Source organism: Kitasatospora sp. NPDC088779, assembly GCF_040685395.1.
GTDB lineage: Bacteria > Actinomycetota > Actinomycetes > Streptomycetales > Streptomycetaceae > Kitasatospora.
The window spans coordinates 103114-116013 of the sequence record NZ_JBFBHW010000003.1; the positions used below are offsets into that span (position 1 = coordinate 103114).

The window sequence follows — 12900 nt, forward strand, 5'->3', positions numbered from 1 at the left end:
ATCATGAAGCCATCTGTACTTGTCGTGTCCACTGACCCTCAGGGATCGGCCGTCGTCTGGGCGGAGCGGGTGGGGGACAACCTGCCCTTCGATTTCATGGCGGCGCACGACCAGGCCGATCAGCTGCTCCACCTCAAGAAGACCGGTGCCAAGGTCCACGTCATCGCCAACCAGAAGGGCGGCGTCGGCAAGACCACGACCACGGTGAACCTCGCGGCGTGCACCTTCGACGTCCTCGGCGAGAAGGACGAGTACGAGCACATCTTCATCGACACGCCGGGCACCCTGGCCGACGAGGAGATCCTGCGCAGTGCTCTGGAGATAGCGGATGACGTCCTGGTCCCGATGATCACCGAGCCGTTGTGCTTCGACCCGACGGCGCGGACGATCCAGAAGGTCATCGAGCCGATGGACATCCCCTTCCGGGTCGTCATCAACAACTGGGACCCCCGCGACGGCCGCGCCGACCTGGAGGACACCGAGGCGTACATCGCCGCGAAGGGGTGGCCGCGGGCCAAGACGGTCCTGAGGCGTTACAAGATCCACTCCCGGGCGGTGGCCGAGGGAACGGTCGTCACCCAGTACAAGGAGAGCGGCACCGCCTACCGGGCCCGCGAGGACTTCTTCCGGCTGTCCCTCGAACTCGGGTACGGGGGTCGCTGATGGCCGGCCGTCGTGTTTCCTTCGCCTCGATGGCGGCCGACCCGGTCGTCGACGCCCCCGGGGTGGTCAGCAACCAGGAGAGTCCGGCCCCGTGGGTCCCCACGGGGCCGGACTCTCCGGCCCGGTGGGTCCCCACCGCCAACTGCCTCCCCAACCCGCGCAACCCGCGCGACGACCTGGGCGACCTGTCGGACCTGGCGAGCATCAAGGACCGCCAGCTGCAGAGCTGCCTCGCCGTCACCCCGGACGCGTACCTCCGGCTCTGGCCGGAGGACGAGGGCCTGCTCGGTGCGGGCCCTCAGGACGTGGTGATCGTCAACGGCAACCGGCGCCGGGCCGCTGCCGCGCTGTACGGGCGCGAGCAACTGCTCGTCGTCGTCGACGACTCGGTGGCGGACTCCAAGGCGACCCTGCTGCGCGCGGCGCTCGACGAGAACATGGCGCGCAAGGACTTCGACCCGATCGAGGAGGCCAACGCGGTCCTGCTCATCGTGGCGCAGTACGCCACCGCCAAGGAGGCCGCCGAGTCGGAGGGCTGGTCCCAGAGCTGGATCTCGCACCGCAAGAACCTGCTGAAGCTCCACCCCGAGCTACAGCGGCAGGTGCGGGCCAAGGCGCGGGGCGAGGAGGGCATCTCCATCAACGTCGCCCGCCGTCTGGGATCGGTCAAGGGCATCGAGGCGATGGCCCTGGCCGAGCAGACGGAGCAGCTGGAGCAGCTGCTCCAGGCCGACGCCGACGCCGTCGCGGCCAAGCGGGCGGCGAAGCTGGGGGCCCGAGCGGCGGCGGTTCAGGCCTCCGCTGACGGGGTGACTCCTCAGGCCGCGCCGCAGCGACCCGTCGCATCCGCGAGTGGGCCTGCGGAGAGCGCGACCGCGTCCGCGTCCGCGTCCACGGCTGCGTCCACGGCCACCGTCACGCCGTCGCCGGTGGAACCGTCGCCGGTGGAACCGTCGGCCTCGGCTACCCGGTCGAAGCCCGCCAGTGCCGGCGCGGGGGAGAGCACCGAGCCCGCTCCGAGCACGGAGTCCGCTCCGAGTGCGGAGTCCGCTCCGAGTGCGGAGTCCGCTCCGAGCGCCGAGCGATTTTCCGCGGAAAATTCCGAGCCTCTTCCGATGCCGGAACAGCGAGCCGAGGCCTCCCCGGCCGAGCAGCCGTCGGCCACGCCGTCCGCGGAGCTCGGCGATGTCGACTGGCATGACGTCGAGGAACTCGCCGACGCCATCTGCCGCACCCTTTCGGCCGACGAGGCCTACCGCCTCGCCGACGCCCTGGCCAACCGTCTGCTGACGACCAACAGCTGACGCGACCTCCGGTGCCCGCCCCGTCGTTCGCACGGGGCGGGCACCGGATCGGCATCCCTCGCCGGTGCGTGCGGGAGGGAGACGTGGACCTCCCCGGCCGTCCGAACGGCGTCGCTCATAGTCCGGCTTCGTACGTCCCGGGCGGCACGGGCGTCCCGTCGTACGGGAGATAGCACCTCATGCGGTACGACAGCAGGTGCTGTACGAGGTCGCTCGCCAGGAACGGCTTCGCCCACTCCCACTGGGTGCCACCGCGGCAGGCGGTGCAGGCGGCGTCCCGGTGGCTGCGGCACACCGTGCCGCGGGCAACGTGCTGGGTGCGCATCTTGAGTCGACCGGACAGCCAGATCTCCGTATGGGCCCTCGCCTTCTGCGGCTTGCAGCGCATCAGAACGCAAACCTCTTCGACGCTGAGCACCCGCAGGGCGACGCCCAGGCGGGCGTGCCGGCTGACCTGTGAGGTCGCCAGGCCGGGCAGGAGTTGCTCGGTCAGGCTCGGCTCGAGCCGCTTGATGAGTTGGTAGCTCGCTCTCTTGCTGTCATCTCCCTGGGGGAGATCGTGGATGAGCCAGATGAGCGGGCTGTACACCACGCTGGTCGCTTTCCGGTTCGCCCGCAGGAGGCGCGCGGCGTCCTTGAAGTCCTGGCAGGACTTCTCGTCCTCAAGGTGCTCCAGGAGGTTGCGACGTGCCTCGGCGTACGTTCCGAACGGACGGTATCCGTAGTCGACGACCTTGATCTTCGTCTCGGGAGTCGTCACCAGCTTCGCTGCTATCCAGGCCCACTCCGTCAGCATGGGACCGACCATAACCCACGACGGTGCTCCCGGAGGAGGCCTCGTCGCGGACTCGGGTGGTGACGAAGAATGGTTTCGGCCGCTCGAAAGTTCGCATGGGGAAGGCGATTTGACGATGTGTCGGCTGATGCGTTCCGCCGTGGCGTGCGGTCAGGTCTGTTCGTTCCCGGTCCACGCGCGGAGTTTCCGGGTCGCGGACGGCCCAGATGCGGCTGACGCGGCCGCCGCTGGTCTCGAACACGGCCACGGTCACGGTGACGTCCACCGAGCTTCGAGGGCCCCGAGCCGTACCGTCAGCGATCCGTCCGCGGGCTCGGGCCAGGGCACCGCAGTGTCGGTGGTGTCTGATACGAAGGCCCTGTGACGGAGGACGAGATCATCAAGCGGCTCATCGAGCAGAATGCCGGAGGGCGTCCTTCGCCTGCGCTTCCGGAGGCTGTGTCCGGGCTCGAAGCAGTTGTGGGGCACCCCATGCCGCCTTTGCTCAGACGGATCTATCTCGAGGTCGCCGATGGCGGGTTCGGCCGCTGGGGCGGTGCCCTGCCCTCACCGAGTACCGTGACGAACCGCCCGTGCTGGAGGCGTACCTCGGGTGGCGCGAAGGCTATGGCGCGGACTGTCCGACACCGGTGGTACAGCTACTGCCCTGGGGCTGCGCTAACTGGTCGCTCCCGGCATGGCTGTATGGCTATTGCCTGAGGTGAATGATTGCTCGGGAGCAATGGTTCACCCTGAAATCGGCAGATCGGGTGGCGGCTCGTCACACACGGTTTCTTGGGGGATTCTTGACCAGGAAATCGAAGCAGGCGGCTGCCGATTTGGACAATCCGGAAAAATCATCAAATTTTCACATTTAGCGCACTCGATGCTTGTGCATTGCGGAGGTGAGGATGACGATGGAGCGAGGGGGACTTCGAAAGAAGGTTGCTCATGTCATTCCTCGGACAGTTCCAGTCCTTCGGTCGGTTCCGTGACGACTGGGGCGGCGGTGGTCGCGGTGGCGACTACGGCGACTTCGGTGACGACCGTGGCGGCTACGGCGGCTACGACGACTTCCGTGACGACTTCGGCGGCGACCGTGGCGGCTACGGCGGCTACGGAGGCGACCGCGGCGGCTACGGAGGCGGCTACGGAGGCCGGTGGTAAGGATCGCTTCCCTGTGAGAGCGGGCCGGGCACGTGTGCCCGGCTTTGCCGTGTCGGCCGGGAGCGACCCCACGCGGACCCGCGCCGGCCGTGCGTGTGGAGACCTTCCATTCCCGGAGCAGGGCCTCTTTGATCGGGAGTTCCTCTCAATCCGGAAGTGATCTGGGCTCGGGGACGAGCGAGAAGACCGTGAGATGACGAGGAAACACAGCCTTCGGTCGGCTCTGCGACGCTTGCTCACGGTCGCGGAGACCTCCGATGTGGTCGCCGCGGCACCGCCGGTCCCGCTCATGGCGATCTTCCGGCGCTTCTGGCCCTACACCAAGGGTGGCCGCCGGTGGCTGGTGGTGCTGCTGGCCCTGGTCGCGGTGGGCCCGGCGATCGAGGCGATGGAGATCTGGCTGTTCAAGATCGTCATCGACGACATGCTCATTCCGCACCGGCTGAACCTGTTCCTGCCGATCGCCCTCGCCTATGCGGGGCTGACCCTGCTCTCCGGAGTACTGGGCTTCGCCCGGCGGGTGATCTCCACCTGGGTCAGCGAACGTTTCCTGCTCATCCTGCGGTCGGACGTGTTCCGGCACATCCAGGGCCTGTCGCTGGGCTTCTTCGAGCGCCGGCGGCTCGGCGACGTGCTGTCCCGGGTGACCGGCGACGTGGACGCGGTCGAGACCTTCCTGCTCTCCGGCATCGTCAACGCGCTCGGCCAGGTGGCGCGGCTCGGCATCTACGTCGGCCTGCTGCTGGTGCTGCGCTGGGACCTGACCCTGGTCGCGCTGGTCGCCGCGCCACTGTTCTTCCTCACCGCCCGCCGCTTCGCCAAGCTGATCCGGGCGGCCTCGCGCGAACGCCGTCGGCGCAGCGGCTCGATCAGCGCGGTCGCCGAGGAGTCGCTCGGCAACATCGCGCTCGTCCAGGCGTACAACCGCCAGGACTGGGAGCACGCCCGATTCCAGCGCGAGAGCATCGGCCGGTACCACGCGGCGATGGCCTCGACCAGGATCGGAGCGCTCTACGGGCCGACGGTCGACTTCGTCGAACTGCTCGGCGGCCTGGTGGTGATGGGCCTCGGGGCCTGGGAACTCGTGCACGGCCGGCTCACCTTCGGTGGCCTCATCGTCTTCCTCACCCTGCTGAGCAGGCTCTACGGCCCGATCCAGAGCATGTCCGGGCTCGGCAACACCTTCTACGCGGCCTCCGCCGCCGCCGAGCGGATCATCGAACTGCTCGACCAGCGTCCACAGGTGACCGATCCCGCCACCCCCCGGCCGCTCGGCCGCGCCCGGGGCGGGATCGAGTTCGACGACGTCACCTTCCGTTACCCGGACGTGGAGGCGCCCGCACTGTCGGAGGTGTCCTTCGAGGTGGCGCCGGGGGAGACGCTGGCCCTGGTCGGCGCCAGCGGCGCGGGCAAGTCCACCGTCGCCAAGCTGCTGTTGCGCTTCTACGACCCGGACGACGGCGCGGTGCGGCTCGACGGCCTCGACCTGCGCGACCTCGCCCTCACCGACCTGCGCGAGAACGTCGCGGTGGTGCTCCAGGAGACCCTGGTCTTCCACGGCACCGTCCGGGAGAACATCGCCTACGGGCGCCCCGAGGCGAGTGAGGCCGAGATCCTGGCGGCGGCCCGGGCGGCGGACGCCCACGAGTTCATCACCCGGCTCCCGGACGGCTACGACACCCTGGTCGGCCAGCGCGGCCGGCTGCTCTCCGGCGGCCAGCGTCAGCGCCTCGCGATCGCCCGCGCGATGGTCCGGGACGCCCCCGTCCTCATCCTCGACGAGCCCACCACGGCCCTGGACGCGGAGTCGAGCCAACGGATCATGGGCCCGTTGCGCCTGCTCATGGCCGATCGCACGACGATCATCATTTCGCACAATCTGCTGACCGTCCGCGACGCCGACCAGATCGTCCTGCTCGACCAGGGCCGGATCGTCGCCCACGGCACCCACACCGAGCTCCTCCTCCGCAGCTCCGCCTACGCCGGCCTGCACCGGTTGCACCACCCGCCGGGCGAGTCCGTGGAGGCCGTCCCCTGAGGCGTGCCCGGGCGTACCGATCTCGGCCACGGCCCTGCGGGCCTGTTGGTAGATTCCTCGCGTGAGCGAGCAACTGCCCGGCGGTGGGATCGAGCTGTCAGCCGACGAGGTCGCGGCCCTCGACGACAGGTGGTCGTCGTGCTGGAGGCCGGACGAGGTCGCGCGGCGGTTGGCGGGGGTCGGCACGCCGTGGTGTGTGGCCGCGGGATGGGCGCTGGACCTCTTCCGGGGCGGGCAGGCGCGTGCGCACGGGGACATCGAGATCGCGATTCCGGCCGCGAGCCTTCCCGAGGTCCGCAGTCGCTTCCCCGGGTACGTCTTCGACGCGGCGGGCAGCGGCCGGATCTGGGAGGACGCCGCACCGGGGGTGCTGGCCGCCACCCATCAGACCTGGCTGCGCGATCCGGCCACCGGTGACTACCTGCTCGATGTGTTCCGCGAACCGCACGACGGCGACGTCTGGATCTGCCGGCGCGATGAGAGGATCCGCTTTCCCTACGGCGACATCATCCGCCACACGGCAGGCGGCATCCCGTACCTGGCGCCCGAGCTGGTCCTGCTGTTCAAGGCCAAGCACCTCCGCCGGAAGGACCAGGCGGACTTCGACACGACCGTTCCGCTGATGACCCCGGCCCAGCGCGGGACCCTGGCCGAACTGCTCGCCTGCGTACACCTGGGGCATCCCTGGCTCGCGGACCTGTAGCCCCCGCGCAGTCGTTGGCGCGAGGGCTTTCCGGGTCTGCGGGGAACGTCAGCGGACGACGTCGAAGACCTGCTTCTGTAGACCGTTGGGGTAGACCTCGTGCTCGACGAGCGTCAGCTTCTGGGTGTCCTTGTCCGTGGTGCTGAACAGGCGCTTGCCCGCGCCGAGCAGGAGCGGGAAGACGAGCAGGTGGTAGCGGTCGACCAGACCGGCGTCGGAGAGGGCCTGGTTCAGGGTCGCACTGCCGTGCACGATGATCGGGCCGCCCTCGGTCTGCTTCAGCGCGGCAACCTCGTCGAGTGAGCGCAGGATCGTGGTCTCGCCCCAGTTCGACACCAGGTCGTCCTCGGTGAGGGTGGTGGAGACGACGTACTTCGGCATCACCTTGTAGTCGGCGAAGTCCGCCATGTCGGGCCACACCTGGCTGAACGCCTCGTAGCTGACCCGCCCCAGCAGCATCGCGGTGGCCTCCTGCTGCTCCCGCCCCTTGATCTCGAAGGCCTCGGGAAGGAACTCGATGTCCTTGAAGGTCCAGCCGGAGTTCCGGTAGCCGGGCTCCCCGCCCGGGCCTTCCACAACGCCGTCGAGCGAGATGAAGGCGGTGCTGATCAGGGTACGCATCTCTGGTTCCTCGGTGTCTCGGATCTGGATTCTTCCGGGCTCGCCGACCTGGTCGGCATCGGACGCCCTGCTGTCGGCCGCCGATGTGATCAAGGTAGCCGTGCCGGCCGAACGAGGCCGCCAGCCGGGGCCGCTGTGCGTTGCCGTCAGCCCCTGGGGAATTCGCCGCCGTCCACGACGAGGTTGCTCCCCGTCAGCCAGCTCGCCCGGCCGGACAGGAGGAACAGGACCGCGTGGGCGATGTCGTCGGGTCGGCCGTCGCGTCCCAGCGGGGGAGTCGTGGTGTCCTGGCCCGGCCCCGCGTCCAGGCGTGCCCACTGCTCGCGCGTCGCTTCGCCGCCGGGGGTGGCGGTTCGGCCGGGAGACACGGTGTTGACCCGGATCCCGTGCGGGGCCAGCTCGGCGGCCAGCCCCCGGCTGTAGGCCTCCAGCGCCGCCTTCGCGGCCACGTAGTGCAGGAACGGCGGTGCCACGGTGGGGACGGCGGCCGAGGAGACGTGCACGATCGCCCCCGAACGCCGTTCCCGCATCCCCGGTGCCAGCAGCGCGTCCAGCCGCACCGACGCCAGGAAGTTCAGGTCCAGCGCGTTCTGCCACTCCTCGTCGGGGATGGCCAGGGCGCCGTGGTGCGGCTGCGCCCCGCCCACGTTGTGGACCAGGATGTCCACCCCGCCGAGCACCTCCTGCGCGGCCGTGGCGAGCGCCTCCGCGCCGGCCCGCGTTCGCACGTCGGCCGCCACGAAGGCGGCCCCCTCCGGGACGGTGCCCGTCGCCGACCTGGCGGTCGTGAGCACCTTGGCGCCCGCGTCCAGGAGTTGGCGCACGATGGCTGCTCCGATTCCGCGAGAACCACCCGTGACCAGGGCCCGCTTGCCTGCGAGTTCCTGCGTGCCTGGTCCGTTTTGGGTCGTGGTCATTTCCTTGGTCCTCTCGATCGCGTGTTCGTCCGGGTGTTCGTCCGGGTGTTCGTCCGCTCGACGGAATGGGAATCGACCAGGCGCGCAGGGTGCGAATTCCTCAGGGAGCGCGAATACTTCAGGGAAATCGTGGTGGGTGCCTCGTCGAGCTGTTTCACGGTACGGCCGGAAAAGAGCGAGAGGCAAAGACGAAGTGTCAGCAGACGCTATAGGGAAGGCCTATGGCGTGCCGGTTCCGTCGTGCGCCGCCGACGGCCGCTGACCTGCGGCCTCGACGTCCTCAGCGACCACTCGTACGCCTCTGGCTGATGTTTCGTCAGATTCGGTGCACAGGACGAGAGTTGGGGAAGCGTGGGGCGGAGGGCGCAACGGCGGTACGTTCGTCAACTTTTACTTTCCCCCGCCCGCCCCCGCATAGTGACGGCCCGAACCCGAGAGGAGGCCCGTCGTGCCGTACAGCGATGACCGTGCCGAGTGCCAGGTGCAGGCGGAAAACGTGCAGGTGGGGGCCGTGTGCGCCGAGTACGACCGGCGCCTGGAGCAGACGCGCGTCGAACTGGCCCGTACCCTCGCCGCGCCCGCCGACGGCGCCGGGGCCGTGTACGAGCGGGACGTGGCGGCCGCGCGGTGGGCCGGGGAGGTGCGCCGCCTGGAGGGCGCCGGCCACGGGCTGGTGTTCGGCCGCCTCGACACCGCCGACGGCACCACGCTGCGGATCGGGCGCCTGGGCCTGCACACCGAGGCGGACGAACTGCCGCTGCTGGTGGACTGGCGGGCCGAGGCCGCCAGGCCCTTCTACGAGGCCACGCCCGTCCACCCGATGGGCCTGCGACGCCGGCGCCACCTGCGTCTGGACGGCCGCACCGTCGCCGCCGTCAGCGACGAACTGCTGGACGGCTCCGACCCCACCCGTGAGGACGTGATCGGCGACGGCCCGCTGCTGGAGGCCCTGTCGGCCCGGCGCACCGGACGCATGGGCGCCGCGGTCGCCACCCTCCAGGCCGAGCAGGACGCGATCGTCCGCTCCCGCCACCGGGGGGTGACGGTCGTACAGGGCGGCCCCGGCACCGGCAAGACGGTGGTGGCCCTGCACCGCGCCGCCTACGTGCTGTACGCCTTCCCGCGCGCCGCCGAACGCGGTGTCCTCGTCCTGGGCCCCAACACCCGCTTCCTGGACTACATCTGTCAGGTGCTGCCCTCGCTCGGCGAGAACGACGTCGCCCTGGCGACCTGCGCCGACCTCGCCCCCGCCACCCCCGGCCCGGCGGCGCCCGAGGAGCCGCAGACCGCCCGCCTCAAGGGCGACCCCGCCCTCGCCGACGCCCTGGCCGCAGTGGTCCGCGCCCACCAGGCCCCGGCGGAGGACGGCCTGGCCATACGGGTCGGCCAGGAGGAGGTGCACCTGCCGCAGTCCGACCTCGCCGCCGCCGCCCGCGCAGCCACCGCCGACGGCCTCGCCCACAACCGGGCCCGCGACCTGTTCAAGGACCTGCTGGCCGACGCCCTCACCCGCGCCCTCGAACGCGACACCGCCGACACCCTCGACCAGCTCGACGCCGAGGTCGCCCAGCTCACCGGCCTCAACCTCGACCGCGTCGCCGCCGCCGATCTGCGCCGGCTCGGTCTCGACGGCTCACGTGCCCACGACGCCGCGGGTACCGGCGACGCCCCGGGTATCGACGGCACCGCGGGTACCGACGGCACCTTCGACGCCGAGGCCGTCCGCGCGGCCCTGCTGGACGACCCGCACCTCGACCGCGTCCTCGACACCCACTGGCCCGCCCTCACCCCGCACGACGCCGTCCGCGCCCTGCTCACCGACCCCGCCGCCCTCACCGCCCACCTGCCCCACCTCTCCGACGACCAGCGCGCCCGCCTGCTGCGCGCCCCCGACGCCCCGTGGACCGACGCCGACCTGCCGCTGCTGGACGAGGCCGCCGCCCTGCTCGACGGCCCCCCGCAGCGCAGTTGGGGCCACGTCGTCGTCGACGAGGCCCAGGAACTCACCGCGATGCAGTGGCGCGCCGTGCTGCGCCGCTGCCCCACCCGATCGATGACCGTCGTCGGCGACTTCGCCCAGGCCGGCCCCGCCGCCCAGGCCCGCGACTGGCACGAGGCCCTCCACCCGCACACCGGGAGCCGCTTCGACCTGCACACCCTGACCGTCAGCTACCGCACCACGCAGGAGATCCTCGCCGCCACCACCGACCTGCTCGCCCGCATCGCCCCCGGCCAGGCCCGCGCCCGCGCCATCCGCCACGGCGAACCCCCGCGCACCCTCACCGCCCCGGCCCACGGCCTCGCCGCCGCCGTCCTGGCCGAACTGCGCGCCCAGACGGCCGCCCACCCCGGCGACCTCCTCGCCGTGGTCTGCGCGGACGCCCGCCTGCCGGAGCTGGAGGCCGCCGGCCTGCCCGGACACGTCCGCCTCGTCCCCGCCTCCGAGGCGCGCGGCCTGGAGTTCGACGCCGTCCTCGTCGTCGACCCCGACCAGATCACCGCCGCCCGCCCGGCCGGCGAACGCGACCTGTACGTCGCCCTCACCCGTGCCACCCGCCGCCTGTGCGTGATCAGGACCGCGGGGTAGGCCGGGCGGCACCGGGCCCGGCTCGGTAGACGGCGAGGTGCCGGCCGGGGCGCGGTGTACCCGGGCAGCATCGCCTACCCCGCTCCGGCGCATGCCTCCGCCTCCGCCAGGTACCGCGCCACCGGGCCCAGCGTCAGCATTCCACTGGCGGCGCCGGCATGCTCCGCACGGGCACCGCGCAGGAAAGCCCCGGCGCGTGCGGCGATACCGGGCTCGCCGAGGCGAACGGCGGCGCGGGCGGTCAGGCACCACATGGCCTCCTGCATGTGGTCGCGCGCGGGATCGGGCACCGCGGCGAGCGCGGTACGGGCCTCCTCGACCCGGTCCTGGGCGAGCAGCACGAGGGGGCGCGCCCAAGCCCGGTACGGGCCCCAGTCGAGGTGCGGGTCGGTGGGTGCGGGCCGGTCGTGCAGCAGGCGCAGCCCGAGGAGGGCGAGCGCGAACAGGCCGCGGTGCAGCCCCGGCATTCCGGCCCGCTGGAGGGCGTTCTCGGCGGCCCGGTAGTGTGCTGCGGCCGTGGCGGCGGTCGGCCCGCCGGGTTCGGTGCTGCGGGCGGCCGTGGCCCGGGCCCGGAACCACCCGGTGAGGACGGGGACGAGGGGCGCCTCGGTGGTGGCGGCGAGTCGGTTGGCAGCTTCGGCGTGCGAGGCCGCGGCGTCGAGGTCTCCGAGGGCCGAGGCGGACTGGAGGCGGACGAGTCGGCCGAGTACGCCGAAGTTCGGCAGCTCGTGCCGGGCGGCCAGGTCGAGGATCTCGGCGCCGATCCCGTCCCGTACCGCCGCGAGCCCGGGGCGGGTGAAGGACTGCAGGAACACCCCGTTGAGGGCGAAGACCAGCAGGGCGGGATCGGCCAGGCCCCGCGCCAGCGCCTCCGCCTGTTGTGCCGCCTGCTGTCCGCGGCCCAGTTCGGCCGTGGACAGGTCGGCGCTGCGGCTCTCGACGGCGACCGTAGCCAGGAGGCGGGCCGACAAGTCGGCGGGGCCGTCGGGGCCGAGCGCGGTGAGCGTGCGTTCGGCAGCCGCGACGACCGCGCGGGACTGCTCGGGGTCGTCGGCCCGGCTCCAGACGGCGGGCACGTCGTAGGCGCCGATGATCCGGGCGGTCAGGAGGAGGTCTCCCGTGCGTTCCGCGGCCTGAACGGCGGCGAGGCGGTCGCGTCGCGAGTGGACGAGCGCGTCGCCACCCGCCAGTGCGAGGGTGCGGGCCAGATCCACGGTGGTGCGCGGGCCGAGTCGGACGCCGGGGCCGCTCCACCCGGTACGGGCGCCTTCGAGGGGCGCGGCCCCGTTGAGGATGTCCGTCTCCAGACGCCGGAGTTCGGCGCCAGGGTCGAGTCCGAGTTGATCGACGAGCATCGCGCGGGCTCGGCGGAGGGTGGCCAGCGCGTCGGCCTGGCGGCCCGCGCGGTACAGCGCGCGGGCCAGCAGCCCCCAGGCCGGCTCGCGCCACGGCTGTTCGGCGACGTGGGCGCCCAGTTCGGCGACGAGACCGGCCCCTTCACCGGAGTCGAGGAGGAGGCGGGCGCGCAGTTCCACCCCCTCCAGCCGCAATTCCTCCAGCCGGGTCCGCTCGCGCTGCGCCCATGCGGCGCCGGTCACATCGGCGTACGCGGGTCCGCGCCAGTCCTTGAGCGCCGCGCTGAGGTCGGCCAGCGTGTCGGGGGCGGTAGCTGTGTCGGGGTGGGCCACCGTGTCGGGGTGGGCCACCGTGTCGAGACCGGGCATCGCGTCGGGGCCGGTCACCGTGTCAGGGCGACGCCGGGCTCGGGCCAGGGTGTCCTGGAACCGGTGGACGTCCACGTCCTCGCGCGGCAGGCGCAACGCGTAGCCGGGCCCTTCGGTGATGATGACGCGCGGCGGATCGCGCGGCGGCCGGTCGGGTTCGAGGGCACGGCGCAGCGCGGCGACGAACGTACGCAGAGCGCCCACGGCGCGGGCCGGTGGATCGGTCCACAGGTCGTCGACGAGGGTGTCGGTGGTGACCATCCGCCCCTCGGCGGCGACGAGCCGGGCGAGCACCTCACGATGGCGGGGGCCGCCCAGGTCGATCGGGCTGCCGTCGTCGCGGAGGGCCCGCACGGCACCGAGCACGTCGATTCGTATGCCCCTATCCTCCGTGTCGGGGG

Annotated in this window: 9 protein-coding genes and 1 pseudogene; 6 read left to right on the forward strand and 4 right to left on the reverse strand. The window is 71.7% G+C overall.

All coding sequences use genetic code 11. The features are described from left to right. Positions 1–150 precede the first annotated feature (150 nt). Both AB0P03_RS03480 and AB0P03_RS03485 read left to right on the forward strand, forming a co-directional pair. Positions 151–663 (forward strand): annotated as a pseudogene (locus AB0P03_RS03480) (ParA family protein); the annotation flags it as partial. Then, positions 663–1967, forward strand: a complete 1305-nt coding sequence (locus AB0P03_RS03485; protein WP_363627694.1) for a ParB N-terminal domain-containing protein — start codon at positions 663–665, stop codon at positions 1965–1967. The pseudogene AB0P03_RS03480 and the gene AB0P03_RS03485, both read left to right, overlap by 1 nt. Before the next feature lie 115 nt (positions 1968–2082). Here the strand turns inward: AB0P03_RS03485 and AB0P03_RS03490 are convergent, their stop codons facing one another. Then, positions 2083–2763, reverse strand: coding sequence for a hypothetical protein (locus AB0P03_RS03490; RefSeq protein WP_363584281.1), 681 nt, complete (start codon positions 2761–2763; stop codon positions 2083–2085). A gap of 930 nt (positions 2764–3693) precedes the next feature. On the opposite strand from AB0P03_RS03490, the gene AB0P03_RS03495 reads away from it, so the two are divergent. The 3 genes from AB0P03_RS03495 to AB0P03_RS03505 all read left to right on the forward strand — a co-directional run bounded on the left by AB0P03_RS03495 (position 3694) and on the right by AB0P03_RS03505 (position 6650). Then, a complete protein-coding gene (locus AB0P03_RS03495) occupies positions 3694–3909 on the forward strand; it encodes a hypothetical protein (protein ID WP_363627695.1) in 216 nt (71 codons plus the stop codon). A gap of 289 nt (positions 3910–4198) precedes the next feature. Further along, positions 4199–5947 carry an ABC transporter ATP-binding protein gene (locus tag AB0P03_RS03500; RefSeq protein ID WP_363584286.1) on the forward strand — a complete coding sequence of 583 codons (1749 nt, stop codon included), beginning with the start codon at positions 4199–4201 and terminating at the stop codon, positions 5945–5947. A gap of 61 nt (positions 5948–6008) precedes the next feature. Next, on the forward strand, positions 6009–6650 hold the full coding sequence (locus tag AB0P03_RS03505; protein WP_363627696.1) for a hypothetical protein: 642 nt from the start codon (positions 6009–6011) through the stop codon (positions 6648–6650). Between the two features lie 48 nt (positions 6651–6698). Here the strand turns inward: AB0P03_RS03505 and AB0P03_RS03510 are convergent, their stop codons facing one another. Then, complete coding sequence (locus AB0P03_RS03510) at positions 6699–7271, reverse strand: dihydrofolate reductase family protein (protein ID WP_363627697.1); 573 nt, start codon at positions 7269–7271, stop codon at positions 6699–6701. 146 nt (positions 7272–7417) lie between these two features. Next, positions 7418–8188 carry an oxidoreductase gene (locus tag AB0P03_RS03515; protein ID WP_363627698.1) on the reverse strand — a complete coding sequence of 257 codons (771 nt, stop codon included), beginning with the start codon at positions 8186–8188 and terminating at the stop codon, positions 7418–7420. Positions 8189–8636: 448 nt separating this feature from the next. Here AB0P03_RS03515 and AB0P03_RS03520 point away from each other — a divergent pair, with 448 nt between their 5' ends. Continuing rightward, positions 8637–10775, forward strand: a complete 2139-nt coding sequence (locus AB0P03_RS03520) for an ATP-binding domain-containing protein (protein WP_363627699.1) — start codon at positions 8637–8639, stop codon at positions 10773–10775. 74 nt (positions 10776–10849) lie between these two features. Here the strand turns inward: AB0P03_RS03520 and AB0P03_RS03525 are convergent, their stop codons facing one another. Next, on the reverse strand, positions 10850–12877 hold the full coding sequence (locus AB0P03_RS03525; protein WP_363627790.1) for an AfsR/SARP family transcriptional regulator: 2028 nt from the start codon (positions 12875–12877) through the stop codon (positions 10850–10852). Positions 12878–12900: the final 23 nt, after the last annotated feature.

What these genes read in the sequence shown, in the direction of transcription:
- AB0P03_RS03515 (WP_363627698.1), bottom strand. Translation starts at nt 8,188, where the DNA reads ATGACCACGACCCAAAACGGACCAGGCACGCAGGAACTCGCAGGCAAG.
- AB0P03_RS03485 (WP_363627694.1), top strand. Translation starts at nt 663, where the DNA reads ATGGCCGGCCGTCGTGTTTCCTTCGCCTCGATGGCGGCCGACCCGGTC.
- AB0P03_RS03490 (WP_363584281.1), bottom strand. Translation starts at nt 2,763, where the DNA reads ATGCTGACGGAGTGGGCCTGGATAGCAGCGAAGCTGGTGACGACTCCC.
- AB0P03_RS03500 (WP_363584286.1), top strand. Translation starts at nt 4,199, where the DNA reads ATGGCGATCTTCCGGCGCTTCTGGCCCTACACCAAGGGTGGCCGCCGG.
- AB0P03_RS03495 (WP_363627695.1), top strand. Translation starts at nt 3,694, where the DNA reads ATGTCATTCCTCGGACAGTTCCAGTCCTTCGGTCGGTTCCGTGACGAC.
- AB0P03_RS03510 (WP_363627697.1), bottom strand. Translation starts at nt 7,271, where the DNA reads ATGCGTACCCTGATCAGCACCGCCTTCATCTCGCTCGACGGCGTTGTG.